Below are 18,790 nucleotides of genomic sequence, written 5' to 3' on the forward strand. Positions count from 1 at the left end.
CTTACTCCTCGCTCACGTTACCATGTTCCACGTGAAACATTTTTTTGTCTTTATATTTATTCACAAATTCAAGTTGCTCTTGCTCAATGGCGGTAACAAATACTTGTGTTCCCGTCTCGATTAAGCCATCAATGAATCTTTCTCTTTTGTCTGCATCAAGTTCAGCGCCTATGTCATCCAATAGGAATATCCCATGGCGTTGCGTCTCTTGAGTAAACAGTTTTGTTTGCGACAACTGTAAAGCTGCTACGGCCATTCGCAATTGTCCTCGGGACAACAACTCCTGGGCCTGCACACTATTCACTTTAAACCTTAGGTCGGCTTTGTGAGGACCAACCGAAGTATGTCCAATTTTTAAATCATAAGCCATTTTATTCAACAGGCTTTCGTTTAAACTGCGGTCTTTTTCCCACCCCTTATAATACGAAATTTCTACGGAAAACTCAGGTAGAAATTGCTCACAAGTGCGGTTAAATAGCGGAATTAAGCGTTCCACATAGGATTTCCGCAGTAAATCGATGCGATCTCCCAATATACACAACTGCTGGTCCCAGTACGCAATCTGTTCCTTATCGTTAGATTGAGTGATTCCTACCTTTAACAATGCATTTCTATTTTTTAATACTTTTGCATATTGCTTCATGAGACCAGCATAAGATTGTTCCACGTGGAACAATCCCCAATCACAGAAACGACGACGTTCAGACGGAGAGCCAATCACCAGGTCTGTACTCTGTGGTGTAAATAGCTGAACAGGCAACAAGCTAACTAAATCACTCAGTCGATTAGAATGTTCGCCATTTATGCTGCACTGAAACTGTTCAGACAAACTTCGGGTTAGTCCAATCTTAGACACGTCCCCTTCTTCATTTTCACACTGAGCAAAAATTGTAAAGGCATTGGACTCGCGTTGAATCACAGATTGATGCTTGTTGGTTCTGAAAGATCGTCCAAATCCAAGATAATGGATAGACTCGAGTAAGGAAGATTTCCCACTGCCATTCTTGCCGACAATAATGCTCAACGATGGCGAAGGCGTCAAAGAAACTGAATTGAAATTGCGAAAAGTCGTTAAAGCTAGAGAAGTCAGTAACACAAACCACTCCGGCTAAATACATTTGATAAAAAGAATATAGTGGGATTCACTAAACAAAAAATGCCCGTTGTCATTGAATAACTCATTTCAAATCACAATGGGCATTTTGATATAGGATAAATGTGGCCTGAATTACAGACGCATAGGCATGATGACATACAACGCTGCGTCGTCTGCAGCATCTTCAATTAACGCACTGGAATTAGCATCAGTCAGGTTAATTTTAACGTCATTCGATACCAGAGAATTCAGTACATCGATTAAGTAAGCAACGTTAAAACCAATTTCTAACGAATCACCTTCATAATCGATATCTACAATCTCTTCGGCTTCTTCTTGCTCTGGATTGTTAGCAGTAATCTTTAACTCGCCAGAAGATATGTTCAGACGTACGCCACGAAATTTCTCGTTAGACAAAATAGCGGCACGAGAAAACGCGTCTTTCAGTACGTCCTTTTTCGCAATAATGACTTTATCACCGTCTTTAGGTAGCACTCTGCGATAGTCAGGGAAGCGACCGTCTACTAGCTTACTGGTAAAAATAAATTCAGACGAAAACAAACGAATGTGGTTTGCACCAATCTGAATCTTCAGCAGCTTATCGTCGTCTTCGATCAATCGTGATATTTCGAGCACACCCTTACGCGGGATGATAACCTGACGTGCTGACAGTGTCGCTTCAGTGTATTCCATGCGGCATAACGCTAGACGGTGACCGTCTGTTGCAACCGTGCGAACCAGATGCTCTTCAGTTTCCAAAGACATCCCGTTCAGGTAATAGCGAACGTCTTGCTGAGCCATTGAGAACTGTACACTGTCGATAAGGCGTTTCAGGTTTGCACCGGAGACTTCAAATTCTAACTCACCTTCCCAGTCTTCCAGGTTCGGATAGTCACTGGCAGATAAGGTGGATAACGTGTAACGACCACGACCCGCTCGAATTAGGGCTTTGTTACCATCAAGCGAAAAATTGATCTCTGTGCCTTCAGATAAACCACGGCAAATATCAAATAACTTCTTAGCCGGTACCGTAATTTCACCTTCGGCAAAATCACCCTCTAATTTAACACTAGAGATGAGCTCCACCTCTAAATCTGTACCGGTTAACCATAGTGCGCCTTCACTAACCTTAATAAGTACATTAGACAGTATCGGCAGTGTATGACGTCTTTCAACCGCACCAGACACTAGTTGCAGTGGTTGTAAGAAATTTTCCCGGCTGATGGTAAAGTTCATCGAATTCTTATCTCGCCTTTGTTAGTGATAGATTTAAGAAGACAGTGTTCTGATTAAGTTTTTATAGTCTTCTTTTATATCATGACTTTCTTCTTTTAGCTGCTCTATTTTACGGCAGGCATGCAGTACCGTTGTGTGATCCCTACCACCAAACAAATTACCCAATTCAGGCAAGCTATGGTTTGTTAGCTCTTTGGCCAACGCCATTGCCACCTGTCTTGGGCGAGCAACGCTACGACTACGTCGTTTAGACAGGATATCAGATACTTTGATTTTATAATAATCAGCCACCGTTTTCTGAATATTATCAACCGTAACCAGCTTTTCTTGCAGCGCGAGTAAATCGCGTAGCGCTTCACGAACAAAGTCGATAGTAATCGGGCGACCAGTAAAGTTTGCATTAGCAATAACCCGGTTTAGTGCCCCTTCCAGTTCACGAACATTTGAACGCAAACGTTTAGCAATAAAGAATGCGACTTCGTTAGGTAAGTGAATATTGTTTTCCGCCGCCTTGCGCATCAAAATCGCAACACGCGTTTCCAGCTCGGGTGGCTCAATAGCAATCGTGAGACCCCAGCCGAAGCGAGATTTTAATCTGTCCTCTACCCCATCAATTTCTTTCGGGTAGCGGTCTGATGTCAGTATGATTTGCTGGTTGCCTTCCAATAAGGCATTAAAGGTATGGAAAAACTCTTCCTGAGACCGTTCTTTATTAGCGAAAAACTGAATGTCATCGATCAACAACGCATCGACAGACCGGTAAAACCGCTTGAAGTCCTCAATGGCGTTGTTCTGCAACGCTTTAACCATGTCCTGTACAAACCGTTCTGAATGCATGTACACAATTTTGGCATCTGTGCGGTTGTTCATGATGCCATTGCCTACCGCATGCAATAAGTGCGTCTTACCTAAACCCGTACCACCATAGATAAACAGAGGATTATAAGAACCGCCTGGGTTATTCGCTACCTGACTGGCTGCAGCTCTCGCCAACTGGTTACTTTTACCCTCAACAAAGTTGTCAAACTGGTAGTTCGGGTTAATGTTGCTCTTATGACTCACCCCTTCCGGAATCGGCACCACTTTTGCGGCTGTCGGTTGCTTGTTAACGACAGGCTTAGGCTGACTTGGTGGTGTAGTAACAACGTGTTGAGGTGGTGGTGACTGTTGTTGAACAGGCTGACCTAATGACGGAGCAGGCTGCATATTATTCGCATTAGTCTCCGACGATCTGGGGATCGCTGGCGTCGCACCAGAAGAAGGTTGTGCTGACTGCGCAGCGTTTACAGTACCGGAAGCCGTAGCCGGACGACGCTGAACAACTTCAAACCGCAACTGTGGCGCATCGCTGCCTGCGAATTCATTAAACAGTTGATTAATCTTGTCACGGTACTTTTCACGCACCCAATCAAGGATGAACCGATTCGGAGCATACAAGGTAACAGCAGTGTGGTCCTGTTCCGATGTGAGTGGTCTTATCCACATCACAAATTGCTGAGTCGGCAGTTCCTGGCGCAAACGCTCCAGACACTGATTCCATAAAGACATATTATTATTATGCTCCGTTCTAGCTGAGGGCTTTAATTTTATTGATTTTCAGAGTTTATTCTGCGTAAGGGATCACGTGACAAGCAGATGTCTTTTATTACTGCTTTTTGGCAAAATTCGCGATCTTTGCGTACAGCCTGTGGATTATCTTACTTATTCGATCCAATGTAAATCCGGATCGTGAATTAATTCTATACCAAAATCGCTAATATTATGTTTAATAAAGAAAAAACAAAATACCCAATCTGGATCGCATAAATTAGATCCATGATCCTGTATAGGCGATCAGTACAGGATCGACATTAGATCAACCTCAAAATCAAGCAAAATAATAATAAATCTGTGGATAATTTTACTTGACTAATGAGTTATTCACAGAAACCAGATTCCAGGACTCGCCGCCACATAAAAATAAACTGCATATTTGGTTAATTTAACTGCGGTTGGCATTGACATAAGCCCTTTAGATCTCTAGAATTCAGCGTCCTTTTGCAGTGCGGTAGATTTTTATCGTGATGCATTAAGTATGTTTAACCACGATAAGTGAGACTTTGGTCATGAAAAGAACATTTCAACCGAGCAACCTAAAGCGTAAACGCTCTCACGGTTTCCGTGCACGTATGGCGACTAAAAATGGTCGTAAAGTACTTGCAGCCCGCCGTGCTAAGGGTCGTGCTCGCCTTTCTGCTTAATGGTATTTACCAAAAGTGGGCGAAAATCAGTTTTCCAGGGAGTTAAGGCTTCTTACTCCCTCCCACTTTAAATTTGTCTTCGACAACGCTACTCCCGCTGTTTCTCCAACATTTACCGTCCTTGGTAGAGTTAATCAATTAGGTCACCCCCGCATTGGCATTACCTTAGCCAAAAAGCGTATTCGCAAAGCAAATCAGCGAAATAGAATCAAACGACTTATTCGAGAAAGTTTTCGTCATCGCACCCAACAGCTGCCCAATATTGATATAGTGGTGGTTGGCAAAACCGGTGCAGACAATTTAACCAATGATGAAATCTATGCGGTACTGGACAAGTTATGGAAAAAGCTCGCAAAGCGCTGCAATTCGCATTAATTGCGATTCCACTACTTATCATTTATTTCTATCGGTGGTTTATTTCTCCACTGCTAGGACAGCGATGTCGGTTTCATCCCAGTTGCTCGGTTTATGCCTTAGGCGCATTAAAAACACACGGATTGTTAATTGGCGGTTGGTTATCTATCAAACGCATATTAAAATGCCACCCTTTGCACCCAGGTGGATACGACCCAGTACCCCACAACGAACATAACAAACACTCAAAATAAAGAGCCCAGTATGGAATCGCAACGAAGTATTCTCATTATTGCACTCGCGTTTGTCAGCTTTTTACTCTGGCAACAATGGCACGAAGACTACGGTCCTAAGCCCATTGAACCGATTGCTCAAGACACCACACAAGTAGCAGCCGGCGTGCCTTCAGCCAGTACCTCTGTTCCTTCAACCGGAAGCGAAGATGTGCCACTGGCGCTGAGCGATGATGTACCTGCGGTGCAGGCTTCAGCAAGTGCCTCGCAAAGCACTATCACAGTAACAACAGATACTCTGGACCTCACCATCAACCTAGTTGGCGGTGATGTAGTAGAAGCTGATTTGTTGAAATTCCCGGTTACTCAGGACTCTGACGAGCCTTACAGCTTACTTCGCCCAGCAAACGGACTGTATGTAGCGCAAAGTGGACTGGTTGGACGCGATGGTCCGGACGGTAACGCTTCAGGCCGCCCGTTGTATCAGGCAGCGTCGTCGCATTACGATCTGGAAGGTGATTCACTGTCTGTTCCATTAACCTGGTCAAGCAATGCCGGTATCAGCGTAACCAAAACCTTTACGTTTTATCGCGACCGCAATGACGTGAAGGTTGAATACACCATTACCAATAATTCTGGTCAGCCTGCTCAGTTCGAACAATACGCACAGCTAAAACAAACCACCGCCGAACAGAAAGGCGGAAACATGTTTATGCCAACGTATCGTGGTGCTGCCTATTCAACTCAGGACGACCGCTACAACAAATACGGCTTCGACGATATTGAAGACGAAAGGCTACGTGAAACCACGGTAGGTGGCTGGGTTGGTATGCTGGAGCACTATTTTGTGTCAGCCTGGGTGCCGCCACAAGATGAAACAAACACCTTGTACAGCCTTATGGTGAATGGCCAATACGCCATTATTGGTTACAAAGGCGCTTCTTCCACTGTTGAATCTGGTCAGGCTCTTACACTGAGCAGCACCTTGTACCTGGGTCCGAAAGATCAGGACAGACTGGCTGAACTTGCCCGAGGCCTGGATTTAACCGTGGACTACGGCCCACTGTGGATGATTTCCAAGTACCTGTTCAAATTACTCCAGATTCTGCATGACCTGGTTGGTAACTGGGGTGTTGCTATTATCCTGATCACTATCATCGTAAAAGGCGCCATGTACTGGCTCACCAAGAAGCAATATGAGTCGATGGCGAAAATGCGCAACCTGGCGCCTAAGATGCAACAGCTTAAAGACCGATTTGGCGATGACCGCCAAAAGATGTCTCAGGCGATGATGGAACTGTACCGCAAGGAAAAAGTTAACCCGATGGGTGGTTGCTTCCCACTGCTGTTACAAATGCCTATTTTCCTGGCGCTGTACTGGGTATTGCTAGAGAGTGTGGAATTGCGTCACGCTGGCTTTATTCTGTGGATCACTGACTTGTCGGTAATGGACCCTTACTTTGTACTACCGGTATTAACGGGTGCAAGTATGTGGATGCTGCAAAAGCTGCAACCCACTACCATGACCGACCCTATGCAGCAAAAAATCATGCAATGGATGCCTGTGATGATGAGTATCTTCTTCATCTGGTTCCCGGCGGGTCTGGTACTTTACTGGTTGATCAGTAACGTGATCACGCTGATACAGGCTAAAATGATTTATGCCTCTATGGAAAAACGCGGTATTAATAAATAAGTACGCCAGCGTCATCCATTTATCCACAGTATCTGTACGTATAACAGATACTGTGAACGAGCCCGCCTTTGCGGGCTTTGTTTAATAAGAAGGAAACCCTCATGCCATCATTTGATATTGTGTCAGAAATCAATATGGAAGAAGTCAGAAACGCTACCGAAAACGCAAACCGCGAATTGTCGACGCGCTTTGATTTTCGTGGTGTAGAAGCTGAGTTCGAATACAAAGACAAACAAGTCACCATGCATGCACAAGCCGAATTCCAGTTGCAACAAATGGAATCCATGTTCCGTAATGCATGTGCAAAGCGCGGTCTGGATACAGCCTCAATCGACTGCAAACCTCACACGCAAACCGGTAAGAACTGCCGTCAGGTCATTGCGTTTAAAGAAGGCATTGAACAGCCGGTTGCCAAGCAAATCGTTAAGCTGATCAAAGACGCGAAAGTAAAAGTACAAACGGCCATTCAGGGCGACCAGTTGCGCGTGACCGGCAAAAAACGTGATGACCTGCAGGAAGCCATTGCGTTGGTAAAAGGGGCCGACCTCGGCCAACCATTCCAGTTTAATAACTTCCGCGATTAATTCAGTATGCAGACTACTCACACCGACACTATTGTTGCCCAGGCTACGCCGCCAGGCCGTGGCGGCGTGGGTATTATCCGCGTATCCGGTCCTAAGGCCCTCGACGTGGCAAAAGCGTTGCTGAATGTGGAGCTCACGCCGCGTGTTGCGACTTACACCGGCTTTCACGATGCCAATCAGGAAGTCATCGACCAGGGCATTGCCCTGTACTTCAAAGCGCCCCATTCCTTTACCGGTGAAGACGTCGTGGAATTTCAGGGCCATGGCGGTCCGGTTATTATGGACATGCTGCTGGAAGCCATACTGCAAATTAAGTCGGTCAGACTGGCACGCCCCGGTGAATTCAGTGAACAAGCATTCTTAAATGACAAACTGGATCTGGCTCAGGCAGAAGCGATTGCGGATCTCATTGACGCCAGTTCCAAGCAAGCTGCGAGAAGCGCAGTGCGGTCGTTACAGGGTGATTTTTCAAAACACATACACACCCTGTCTGAAGCCATCATCCACCTTCGTATGTACGTTGAAGCAGCCATTGATTTTCCAGACGAGGAAATTGATTTTCTGTCTGATGGCAAGGTCACACAGGATTTGGCCGATATTATTCGCGACGTCAACCACATTCGCGAACAAGCCAAACAAGGTACCCTGCTTCGCGAAGGTATGCAGGTGGTCATTGCAGGTCGTCCAAACGCCGGTAAATCGAGTCTGCTCAATGCCCTGGCGGGCCGGGAAAGCGCCATTGTGACTGACATTGCCGGCACCACTCGCGATGTGTTGAAAGAACACATCAACGTAAACGGTATGCCTTTGCATGTTATCGATACAGCAGGGTTACGCGATAGCCCGGACAAGGTCGAACAAATTGGCATAGCCCGGGCCTGGGAAGCCATAAACGATGCGGATCGCGTATTGTTCGTCGTAGACAGCACCACATCGAGTGATATCGACCCATACCTGATTTGGCCAGAGTTCATGCAACGATTGCCAGTAGGCATGCCGGTGACAGTGATCCGCAATAAAGCGGATATTTCCGGCGACAACGTTACGTTGCAGCAGGTAGATACCCCGCACGGCCCTTTCAGTGTTATTTCGCTATCAGCCAATACCGGACAAGGCGTGGAACTGTTACGCGATCATTTATCGCAAAGCATGGGTCTAGACACCACCACCGAAGGTCAGTTTATTGCGCGACGCCGTCACATCGATGCCATCGACAATACCCTTGAACATCTGCAAATCGGTGAACAACAGTTGCACGACAACCTGGCTGGCGAGTTGCTGGCAGAAGAATTGCGACTAGCGCATCAACACCTCAGCGAAATTACCGGCGAGTTTAGCTCCGACGATTTATTGGGGCGTATTTTCTCATCGTTTTGTATCGGCAAATAATCGCCTCATTCACAAAGCCTGCTAAACAAAATAGCAGGCTATTGATATACTCCCGCCATTATCTAAGACGACAAACTTGTTTATCAGGAGTTCTATGGATCGTCATTTCACCCTGCTGGTTGGCTCTGTATTAGGCGCCAGCGAATACGTTGCCGACGCAATAGCAAATCTTATCCGCGAACGCGGCAACAAAGTCAGTGTGCTGCTGGAGCCAAATATCGATGATATCGACGACGACACCACCTGGATTGTTTGTACCTCAACACACGGTGCCGGCGATTTACCCGAAAACATTCAGCCTTTTGCTAAACAGCTGGAAGATGAAGATCTGTCAGATGTGGAAGCGTTCGTCATTGGCCTGGGTGACAGCAGCTACGATACGTTTTGTCACGGCGCTATGGCAATGGAAAAACTGCTGAATGACGGTGGAGCAAAAGTCATGTCTGACCCCCTGTTAATAGACGTGCTGCATCACCCGATTCCTGAAGACAAAGCCATTGAATGGTTCGAACCTATTCTGGATACCCTGGACTGATGTACACCCAGGCCGAGCTCAACGCATTAACATCACCGCTGTCAAACGACGCACGTGTACTGTATTGCCTCGGCTTAAGACCTACGGTAAACACCAATACGATGGTCAGCGCCCCACTCCAGTACAAATCGCTGCTAACGCTGGTAAATGGCAATTCGAACGACGGTCCCTTTACCCGGGGACGTGATATCAATCAGTTTATTGAACAATTGGCACAAGCAGGACTGGTTTCTCTTCCAGAATCGCTGTCTTTTGAGGCATCACTGAACGGCGAGCGATTGCTGTTACCCCTTACGCATGAGCAACCAGAGTACGCCTCACTGCATCAGCAACGACATGCTATGCACGCTAACTGGCAGCCTCAGACAAACGTATTTAATGAGTTAGCCAACCTGATTGGCCTCATCGATACCCACTACGAACAGGAAGACACCGGCGAGTTTGTCGCGTACTGGTTAGGACGGCCAGAAGTGGTATTGAGTGCCTATCAATGGACCCAAAAGTTCGTGCATTCACTAAAAACCCGTCGCACTGCCAAAGGCTACCAGGCAGTGAAGAAAGTCGGAAATCAGATCGTGAAAGTTGAAGCAGGCATTGAAGCCGACGATAATGCGCGTAAACTGGTGGCTAAATACGCCAATAAATCTAACAATCGTTGATCGCTATGGATTCATTTAAAGACAGATTAAATTCACTCGCTAAAGCACTGGGTAAACCCGTGCCCAATGAATCTGAATACATTGATTACAAGACCTTACGCAAAGACTACGAAGCAAAGGCGAATCAGGAAATAAATCAGCTGCAACAGCAAAGTAAGCGGCAGCGTATCGACGCCCTGCACGGCCGTTCAGACCTGAACCCGCGCTGGACATTCAACAATCTGATTGAAGACAGCGACGACGTTATAGAAGCTGTGAGCATTGCACAGTCATTTATTGCCGCACACGAAGACAGAGCCTGGCGGGAAGCGGGCTCGCATATGATGATCTTTTATGGTGATTACGGACGAGGCAAATCCCATATTGCAGGGGCCATTGCGCATCAGCTTATTGAACAGTTTGAGATCACGGTGTTATACCGACAGTTATCCAGTTTGCTGGAAATGCGCTACGCCGCTTATGATTTCAGCGCTCAGGACAATATCGGCCAGAAATTCCGTGAAGCCAATCAGGAACTGCTTGATGTAGACATGCTGATCCTCGACGAAGTGTGCGTAAATGAAACCGTTTTAAAGAAGAACGCACAAAGCTGGCTGGGTAATCTGCTTAGGCAGCGCCTGGTTAACAAGAAAAATTGTATCTTGATCACCAACCACTCTCTGGGCGATCTGGAACATGCACTTGGCCGTTACTGCTTTGAATCGATTAAAGAATACGACACCTACAAGGTCAAATTTTCAGGCCCAAGCCGTCGCACTGGCCTAACGCTGGACGAAGAAGACCTCAGTCCCAAACAGCAGTATCAGCCAAACCAGGTACGCTAAGCTAATATTAACTGCGTTAAGTCAATCTCCAGGCCCCTAACACTCTCCTGAGCGTCTTGTGGGCCTCAGTTCCATTTCCCCATTTCCACCAAACAACGTGCTAGCCCCTTGTTTACAAGGCCTGTCAGCCATTGAGCAAGCAATACTGTTGTATAAATCAATATCTGCCTTTACTTATCTACCTAGCTACAACTATTACGTAAATCACCGTGAATTCAGGGTCTACCGCAATAAAATAATGACTATCAGGCAATAAAACAGCGATAAAAACGTCATTATTTGCAATACAACATCACCGTTCTCAAAAATAGTGTCGAACCAAAGACGATCTGATCTCGCGATCATTAACGTCTGATCTGAATAACTCTTTTCCACACTCAGATCGCGCTACACACCGCGTAATATCAATATTGGTGCGATCTGATCACTGATCTATTCAACAACTTATCCCCAACTAGATCAAAGCTAGATCACTGCTGTGCATAACCTCTGCAGACTAGTTGTGTACAAGCTTTGATCTCAATATTGATAAGATCGAGGAGTAATCTGATTGTGGATAAAAGCGCCCCTTATACACAGGATCACACTGTACTTGTGATCGGGGTATTCCAGATCTTATTGATCGCGTAACAATATGTAATTAAATGGGAAAAGGCGGTTATACACAGATCTGGTCTTGCTATATAAATATAAAAATAAAAGATCTATACAGATCCTTTCTAATAGATAGCCGATCGTGTTCTTGCATCACACAGAAAAAATGAAGAAAATTTAACCGTTTTCTTTATGCAATAACTCAGCTAAAATACGCGCCCTTTTTTCCCACGCTATGTTACGTAATTAGTGAGGTTACAATGTTTTATCAACAAGATTATGACGTCATCGTTGTTGGTGGTGGTCATGCAGGTACAGAAGCCGCATTGGCAGCTGCACGCATGGGCGTTAATACCTTGCTGCTTACACACAACATAGAAACGATTGGCCAAATGTCATGTAATCCTGCCATTGGTGGGATCGGTAAAGGTCATTTGGTTAAAGAGATCGATGCATTAGGTGGCGCTATGGCACTGGCGATCGATCAGGGTGGGATCCAATTTCGTACACTGAATTCAAGCAAAGGCCCAGCCGTTCGCGCAACCCGTGCCCAGGCTGACCGTACCCTGTATCGTCAGGCAATCAGAACCATCGTTGAAAACCAACCGAATCTGACGTTGTTCCAACAAAGTTGTGACGATCTGATCGTAGAAAACGATCGCGTATGCGGTGTGGTAACCCAAATGGGGCTAAAATTCCGTGCTAAAACCGTGGTATTAACGGTGGGTACGTTTTTGGGTGGTACGATCCACATTGGTCTGGAAAACTACAAAGGCGGTCGCGCAGGTGATCCGCCATCCATTGCCCTGGCTGACCGTTTACGCGCTCTGCCGTTCCGTGTGGACCGACTGAAAACCGGTACGCCTGCACGACTAGATATTCGTACACTGGACTTCAGTGTGATGCAGCCGCAGCCAGGTGACGATCCTGCACCGGTGTTCTCATTCATGGGTAACCGTGACATGCATCCACGTCAGATCCCGTGTTACATAACGCACACCAATGAACAAACCCACGAGATCATTCGCGGTGGTCTGGACCGCTCGCCCATGTATACCGGTGTTATTGAAGGCATTGGACCGCGTTATTGTCCGAGTATTGAAGACAAAATTAATCGCTTTGCCGACAAGTCATCGCATCAGATCTTTGTCGAACCGGAAGGACTTAACAGCGTTGAGGTATACCCAAATGGTATTTCAACCAGTTTACCGTTCGACGTGCAAATGGCATTGGTCCGCTCTATTCGCGGCTTTGAGAACGCGCATATCATTCGACCTGGCTATGCCATTGAATACGACTTCTTCGATCCGCGAGACCTCAAGCAAACGCTGGAAACCAAGTACATTGACGGGTTGTTCTTTGCCGGACAAATCAACGGTACCACCGGTTATGAAGAAGCCGGTGCGCAAGGGCTTATCGCCGGTGCTAACGCTGCGCTACAGGTACAAGACAAAGATCCCATGATCCTGCGCCGCGATCAGGCCTACATGGGTGTATTGATTGACGATCTGGCTACCATGGGGACTAAAGAACCCTACCGTATGTTCACCAGTCGTGCTGAATATCGTTTGTTGCTGCGTGAAGACAATGCTGACATGCGCTTAACCGCCCTTGGCCGTGAAGCCGGGCTGGTGGATGACGCACGTTGGGCGTCATTCAATGCCAAGGTCGAAGCCGTTGAGCAAGAGCAACAGCGTTTGCGCGGTCAATGGGTGCACCCGGATCACAAAGCAGTGCCCGCGCTAAATACCTTGTTGAAAAACCCGGTAAGCCGTGAACATTCGCTGGAAGAATTGATTCGTCGTCCTGAAATGACGTATGCCGCACTGATGGACATTGAAGGCATTGGACCAGGTCTGGAAGACCCGATTGCGGCAGAACAGGTTGAGATTCAAATCAAATACGCAGGGTATATCGCACGCCAGCAGGATGAAATTGCCAAGACCCAGCGACACGAAAATACCTTGTTGCCCGCTGACTTTGACTACAGCAAGATTTCAGGTTTATCCAATGAAGTGGTGGCTAAGCTTACTGACGCTCGACCGGAAACGATTGGCAAAGCGGCGCGTATTTCCGGCATTACACCAGCAGCCATTTCATTATTGCTGGTGTACTTGAAGAAGCACGGTTTGTTACGCAAACACGAAAAGCAGTCCGCATAAATGAGTATTGATCATCAGGTTTTACATCAGATCCTGTCTGACGGTTTGTCGACAATGGATCTCACGCTTACCAGCGAACAACAGCAAAAATTAATTGATTACGTTGCGCGTATACACAAGTGGAATAAGGCGTTCAATCTGACCTCTGTGCGCGATCCCGAGCAGATGATGGTGAAGCATATCCTGGATTCCCTCGCTGTAGCGCCGCACATTGACGGTGAAAACCTGATCGACGTGGGTACCGGACCCGGTTTACCCGGTATTCCGTTGTCGATTGTGTATCCGGAAAAGCACTTCACGTTACTCGATAGCCTCGGCAAGCGCGTGCGTTTCATGAAGCAATGTGCGTTCGAGATGAAGCTGGATAACATTACGCCAATTCAAAGCCGGGTTGAAGCGCATCAGCCCGAGCAGTACTATGATGCAGTGTTGAGCCGTGCCTTTGCGTCGTTAAAAGATATGTTGCACTGGTGTCAGCATCTGGTAGATTCAGAGGGTAAGTTTCTGGCTCTCAAAGGCCAGTATCCGGCAGAAGAAATTGCAGAGCTGGGCGATAATTTTGCTGTAACACACTCTGTAAAGCTTACCGTTCCTGGTCTGGAGGGTGAGCGTCACCTGCTAACCGTGCAAAAATCATAACTGGGATTAACCGTGGCTAAAGTCATTGCGATTGCAAATCAGAAAGGTGGTGTTGGTAAAACCACCACAGCGGTCAACGTTTCCGCGTCAATGGCGGCGACCAAGCGCAAGGTATTGTTGATTGACCTGGATCCTCAGGGCAACGCTACGATGGGAAGTGGCGTAGACAAATACGATGTGGATGCCACCAGTTATGAGCTCTTGATTGAAGATAAGCCGGTTGACGAAGTCATTATCAAGCAAACATCAGGCAAATATGATCTGATTGCTGCCAACGGAGATGTGACCGCAGCTGAAATCAAGCTCATGGAGCAGTTTGCTCGCGAAGTTCGTTTGCGCAATGCGCTGGCTTCAGTGCGCGACTACTACGATTTTATTTTTATCGATTGCCCACCGTCGCTTAACCTGCTTACGGTGAACGCGCTGGCTGCAGCCGATTCGATTCTGGTTCCCATGCAGTGCGAATACTACGCACTTGAAGGATTAACGGCGTTAATGGACACCATTCAAAAGCTGGCGTCTGTGGTAAATCCGGAACTGAAGATAGAAGGCGTGCTCAGAACCATGTATGATCCACGCAATCGATTAGCCAATGACGTTTCTGAGCAATTAAAACGCCACTTTGGTGAACAGGTATACCGCACCGTGATCCCTCGTAATGTTCGCTTGGCGGAAGCGCCTTCATTTGGTGCCCCGGCGATGTACTATGACAAGTCGTCTACAGGCGCAAAAGCCTACCTGGCCCTGGCCGGTGAAATTCTAAGACGACGCGATAAACACAGTGATATGCCTGCTAAGGCCAGTTAGTAAACACATACTCAGGCATTGAGGAAATTATGTCAGCAAAAAGAAGAGGACTCGGACGCGGTCTGGACGCATTACTTGCAACCAGTCAGTCAACATCCCGCCAGGACGAAGAAGCCGGCAACGCGCAAAAAAGCGAACTGCGTAAACTCCCCATTGAATTTTTGCAGCCTGGCAAGTACCAGCCGCGTAAAGATATGTCGCCGGAAGCGCTCGAAGAGCTGGCGTCATCTATCCGTTCACAAGGGGTTATTCAACCCATTGTGGTTCGCACCGTAGGCGAAAACAAATACGAAATCATTGCCGGTGAGCGTCGCTGGCGTGCTGCGCAACTTGCGCAATTGGATGTAGTACCGTGTTTGATTAAAGATGTCGCTGATGAAGCGGCTGTGGCTATAGCGTTAATTGAGAATATCCAGCGTGAAGATCTCAACGCCATGGAAGAAGCTCAGGCGCTGGAACGGTTAATGAACGAATTTGAGCTTACGCACTCTGAGGTCGCTGAAGCGGTAGGGAAATCACGTACCACCATTACGAACCTGCTACGCCTGAACAACCTTAACGATGACGTTAAATTGCTGGTTGAGCATGGCGATATCGAAATGGGACATGCGCGCGCCCTGCTGGCCCTCGATGGCGAAGCACAGTCTGATGCTGCACAGGTCGTTTCAGGGAAAGGGTTAACCGTCCGCGACACTGAAAAACTGGTGCGCAAGTTACTTGAACCCACGCCGCCCAAGCCCGAAAAGAAAATCGACCCTGACGTACAAAGTTTAATAGTGGAACTTTCTGAAAAAATGGGTGCGCAGGTGTCAATTGATCACAATGCCAAAGGAAAAGGCAAACTCACCATCAATTTCAATGATCTCGACCAGCTGGACGGCATTTTATCGCGCATCAAGTAGGTTGATACAGGCCTTACCAGATGCGCTTTTAAGACAATAGTCTTAGGTCCCCCCTGTTATATTTCTGATATTGGGCTGGTAAATTTTCAGAATAACCTTCAGAATGCCTTTTACAGTTGAATTTAATCGCCAAAACAGTATACTTCTGACGCTTTTTATTCAGTGATGGCGAGCGGGTTTTGCAAGCAGCTAAACGTATCGGTACTAAAGGTCAACATTTGGCACTCAAAGTACTACTCTTGCAGAGTTGCGCTGGTGTGGTTGCCTCTGGCATTGTTGCCATCCTGATGAGCCTGGACAGCGGCCTCGATGCGCTGGTAGGCGTTGTAGCGAATATTGTACCGGCTGGCATTTTTGCCTTTTTTGCATTCAGATTCGCCGGTGCATCCAAGAACGACTTGGTCGTGCGGAGTTTTCGCAAAGGAATAGCACTTAAGTTGTTGTTCACCTTTTTGATATTTGCTTGGGTATTTAAGCACACAAATGTGGAGGTGTTACCCTTGTTTATCGGCTACATTGTGACATTAGTCGCGCAATGGCCCGGAATGATTTATTTACATCGCGCGTAAGCAAACAACAAATAATTAATTACAACGCGATGATTGCCTGACCAACTGAACAGACGTTTTTTCGTCGGGCAGAGCACAGCATTTTTTAACTTTAGATAATTTGGGAAAAAAAATGGCAGCATCTGGTGGCGAACAAACCGTTAGCGGTTACATTCAACACCACTTGACCAATGCTACTGTTGGCGAAGGCTTTATGGCCGTTCACGTCGACACGCTGGCCTGGTCTGTGGGGTTAGGGATACTCTTCCTTTATCTTTTCCGTAAAGCAGCTAAGTCTATGACAGCTGGTGTACCTGGTAAGTTCCAGGCTGCGGTTGAGATCATCGTTGAGTTTGTGGATGACACAGTAAAAGGGACTTACCACGGTAAGAGCCCACTCATCGCACCATTAGCACTTACCATCTTTGTATGGGTATTGCTGATGAACCTGATGGACTTAGTTCCGGTTGACTTCCTGCCTTGGGCAGCGCAGCAAATTGGCGCAGCAATGGGCTATGATCCACATCACGTCTACATGAAAGTGGTACCTACCACTGACGTTAACATGACCTTCGCACTGTCGCTGGGCGTGTTCATTCTGATGATTTTCTACAGTATCAAAATCAAAGGTGTAGGTGGCTTCTTAAAAGAACTGTATGCCCACCCATTCAACACACCTTGGTTGTACTGGTTCAACTTTGTTTTGGAATTGGTATCGCTGCTGGCTAAGCCACTGTCGTTATCACTTCGTCTATTCGGTAACTTGTACGCAGGTGAACTTATCTTCATCCTGATTGCAGGCACGATGGGTCTGTGGCAGCTACCTCTGCACTTTATCTGGGCGGCATTCCACTTACTGGTTATTCCTTTGCAGGCGTTCATTTTCATGATGTTGACCATCGTGTATCTGAGCTTGGCCAGCGAAGAACATTAATTTTTGATTGACTAACTTTTTAATATTTAACTTCCAAACTTAAAGGTGAAAAAACTATGGAAATTTTAGGTAATCTGTACATTGCAGTTGGCATCCTGATCGGCCTGTGTGCATTAGGTCCTGCGATCGGTTTCGGTCTGCTGGGTGGTAAATTCCTTGAGTCTGCTGCTCGTCAACCAGAACTAGCACCAACACTGCAAGTTAAGATGTTCATCGTAGCGGGTCTGATCGATGCGATCGCGATGATCGGTGTTGCTATTGCCTTGTTCCTATTGTTCGTTGAAAGCGCAAAGTTTGCTGTTTAAGCACCGAATAACTTTTATCAACGAATAGAGGGGGAGCGGTTGTGAATATCAACCTTACTCTGATCGGCGAATTAATTGCGTTCATCGTTTTCGTGTGGTTCTGTATGGCGAAAGTCTGGCCACCGATCATGGCAGCAATTGAAGAGCGTCAGAAGAAAATAGCCGATGGGCTTGAAGCTTCTGAGCGTGCCGAGAAAGATTTAGAACTTGCTCAGGCGAAAGCCACTGAGCAATTGAAAGATGCGAAAGCACAAGCAGCGGAAATTGTCGAGCAGGCCAAAAAGCGCGCCAATCAACTTGTTGATGAGGAAACGCAACGTGGTCATGCTGAGCGCGAAAAAATTATCACGCAAGGTTATGCCGAAATCGAAGCTGAACGCAATCGTGCCAAAGAGGAACTGCGTAAGCAGGTAGCAGCTCTGGCTGTTGCTGGTGCACAGCAGATCCTTCAACGTGAAATCGACGCCAGCGCGCAAAGCGACATTGTTGAAAAACTTGTCGCCGAGCTTTGAGATAGGAGATGAGCCATGTCTGAATTGACAACCGTAGCTCGTCCTTATGCTAAAGCGGCTTTTGATTTTGCTGTTGAGCATAACGCCATTGCACAATGGCAGGAAATGCTGGGCTTCGCCGCAGCGGTAGCGAGCAACGAGACAGTCAGTGAACTGTCTGGTGGTTCAATGGCCGCTGACAAGCTGGCAGACCTGTACATTAATGTCTGTGGTGACTCGCTCGACACACATGGTCAGAACCTGATTAAAGTTCTGGCAGAGAATAAACGTTTAACTGCCTTGCCAGAGATTTCTGCGCTGTTTGACCTGCTGAAAGCAGAGTACGACAAAGAAATCGAAGTAGTTGTGACGTCGGCGTCTGAACTGACCGATACACAAACCACTAATCTGAGTGCATCGTTAGAAAAACGTTTGGCACGTAAAGTGAAGCTTATTTGTAACGTGGACCCTGCCCTTGTTGCCGGTATGGTAATTAAAGCCGGTGACACAGTCATCGATGGTTCCGTGAAATCTAAATTGAACCGTCTCGCAGACGCGTTGC

Annotated in this window: 21 protein-coding genes; 18 read left to right on the plus strand and 3 right to left on the minus strand. The window is 46.8% G+C overall.

Going from position 1 to position 18,790, the window contains the following annotated elements:
* Position 1: 1 nt before the first annotated feature.
* The 3 genes from recF to dnaA form a co-directional block, all read right to left on the minus strand.
* The gene (gene recF / locus AC4MRN_RS05960; protein ID WP_491202756.1) at positions 2-1,096 is read right to left on the minus strand and encodes a DNA replication/repair protein RecF; all 1,095 of its coding nucleotides are present in this window, start codon (positions 1,094-1,096) and stop codon (positions 2-4) included.
* Positions 1,097-1,228: 132 nt separating this feature from the next.
* Positions 1,229-2,332, minus strand: coding sequence for a DNA polymerase III subunit beta (gene dnaN, locus AC4MRN_RS05965; RefSeq protein ID WP_255051378.1), 1,104 nt, complete (start codon positions 2,330-2,332; stop codon positions 1,229-1,231).
* A gap of 33 nt (positions 2,333-2,365) precedes the next feature.
* The gene (gene dnaA / locus AC4MRN_RS05970) at positions 2,366-3,880 is read right to left on the minus strand and encodes a chromosomal replication initiator protein DnaA (RefSeq protein WP_491202757.1); all 1,515 of its coding nucleotides are present in this window, start codon (positions 3,878-3,880) and stop codon (positions 2,366-2,368) included.
* 557 nt (positions 3,881-4,437) lie between these two features.
* On the opposite strand from dnaA, the gene rpmH reads away from it, so the two are divergent.
* The 18 genes from rpmH to atpH all read left to right on the plus strand — a co-directional run.
* Positions 4,438-4,572, plus strand: a complete 135-nt coding sequence (rpmH, locus tag AC4MRN_RS05975; protein WP_014290886.1) for a 50S ribosomal protein L34 — start codon at positions 4,438-4,440, stop codon at positions 4,570-4,572.
* 15 nt (positions 4,573-4,587) lie between these two features.
* Complete coding sequence (gene rnpA, locus AC4MRN_RS05980) at positions 4,588-4,947, plus strand: ribonuclease P protein component (RefSeq protein WP_073318424.1); 360 nt, start codon at positions 4,588-4,590, stop codon at positions 4,945-4,947.
* The gene (yidD, locus tag AC4MRN_RS05985; protein WP_217653449.1) at positions 4,932-5,180 is read left to right on the plus strand and encodes a membrane protein insertion efficiency factor YidD; all 249 of its coding nucleotides are present in this window, start codon (positions 4,932-4,934) and stop codon (positions 5,178-5,180) included. The genes rnpA and yidD overlap by 16 nt, the downstream gene beginning before the upstream one ends.
* Positions 5,181-5,190: 10 nt before the next feature.
* Entirely contained in the window at positions 5,191-6,855 is a 1,665-nt protein-coding gene (yidC, locus tag AC4MRN_RS05990; protein ID WP_073318418.1) for a membrane protein insertase YidC, read from the plus strand.
* Between the two features lie 101 nt (positions 6,856-6,956).
* Positions 6,957-7,439 carry a YajQ family cyclic di-GMP-binding protein gene (locus AC4MRN_RS05995; protein WP_073318415.1) on the plus strand — a complete coding sequence of 161 codons (483 nt, stop codon included), beginning with the start codon at positions 6,957-6,959 and terminating at the stop codon, positions 7,437-7,439.
* A gap of 6 nt (positions 7,440-7,445) precedes the next feature.
* Complete coding sequence (gene mnmE, locus AC4MRN_RS06000) at positions 7,446-8,828, plus strand: tRNA uridine-5-carboxymethylaminomethyl(34) synthesis GTPase MnmE (RefSeq protein WP_491202758.1); 1,383 nt, start codon at positions 7,446-7,448, stop codon at positions 8,826-8,828.
* Positions 8,829-8,922: 94 nt separating this feature from the next.
* Complete coding sequence (mioC, locus tag AC4MRN_RS06005; RefSeq protein WP_491056563.1) at positions 8,923-9,363, plus strand: FMN-binding protein MioC; 441 nt, start codon at positions 8,923-8,925, stop codon at positions 9,361-9,363.
* Entirely contained in the window at positions 9,330-10,022 is a 693-nt protein-coding gene (locus AC4MRN_RS06010; protein ID WP_491202759.1) for a DnaT-like ssDNA-binding domain-containing protein, read from the plus strand. Before mioC ends, AC4MRN_RS06010 begins: the two co-directional genes overlap by 34 nt.
* A gap of 5 nt (positions 10,023-10,027) precedes the next feature.
* A complete protein-coding gene (locus AC4MRN_RS06015) occupies positions 10,028-10,846 on the plus strand; it encodes an ATP-binding protein (protein ID WP_073318404.1) in 819 nt (272 codons plus the stop codon).
* 854 nt (positions 10,847-11,700) lie between these two features.
* Positions 11,701-13,602, plus strand: a complete 1,902-nt coding sequence (mnmG, locus tag AC4MRN_RS06020) for a tRNA uridine-5-carboxymethylaminomethyl(34) synthesis enzyme MnmG (RefSeq protein ID WP_073318401.1) — start codon at positions 11,701-11,703, stop codon at positions 13,600-13,602.
* A complete protein-coding gene (gene rsmG, locus AC4MRN_RS06025) occupies positions 13,603-14,241 on the plus strand; it encodes a 16S rRNA (guanine(527)-N(7))-methyltransferase RsmG (RefSeq protein ID WP_073318398.1) in 639 nt (212 codons plus the stop codon). It begins immediately after the preceding gene.
* Between the two features lie 12 nt (positions 14,242-14,253).
* Positions 14,254-15,048 (plus strand): ParA family protein, encoded by a 795-nt coding sequence (locus AC4MRN_RS06030; protein ID WP_073318395.1) that lies wholly within the window; start codon positions 14,254-14,256, stop codon positions 15,046-15,048.
* 29 nt (positions 15,049-15,077) lie between these two features.
* Positions 15,078-15,950, plus strand: coding sequence for a ParB/RepB/Spo0J family partition protein (locus AC4MRN_RS06035; RefSeq protein WP_073318392.1), 873 nt, complete (start codon positions 15,078-15,080; stop codon positions 15,948-15,950).
* A gap of 179 nt (positions 15,951-16,129) precedes the next feature.
* Positions 16,130-16,519: an ATP synthase subunit I gene (locus tag AC4MRN_RS06040; protein WP_491202760.1), complete on the plus strand. Its 390-nt coding sequence runs from the start codon at positions 16,130-16,132 to the stop codon at positions 16,517-16,519.
* A gap of 112 nt (positions 16,520-16,631) precedes the next feature.
* Complete coding sequence (gene atpB / locus AC4MRN_RS06045) at positions 16,632-17,432, plus strand: F0F1 ATP synthase subunit A (RefSeq protein ID WP_073318386.1); 801 nt, start codon at positions 16,632-16,634, stop codon at positions 17,430-17,432.
* A gap of 56 nt (positions 17,433-17,488) precedes the next feature.
* Entirely contained in the window at positions 17,489-17,737 is a 249-nt protein-coding gene (gene atpE, locus AC4MRN_RS06050; protein WP_073318383.1) for a F0F1 ATP synthase subunit C, read from the plus strand.
* A 41-nt stretch (positions 17,738-17,778) separates the two neighbouring features.
* Positions 17,779-18,249 carry a F0F1 ATP synthase subunit B gene (gene atpF, locus AC4MRN_RS06055; protein WP_073318380.1) on the plus strand — a complete coding sequence of 157 codons (471 nt, stop codon included), beginning with the start codon at positions 17,779-17,781 and terminating at the stop codon, positions 18,247-18,249.
* Between the two features lie 15 nt (positions 18,250-18,264).
* A partial coding sequence (gene atpH, locus AC4MRN_RS06060) for a F0F1 ATP synthase subunit delta (RefSeq protein ID WP_491202761.1) occupies positions 18,265-18,790 on the plus strand: 526 nt, incomplete at its 3' end.

It is taken from the genome of Marisediminitalea sp. (assembly GCF_984433645.1).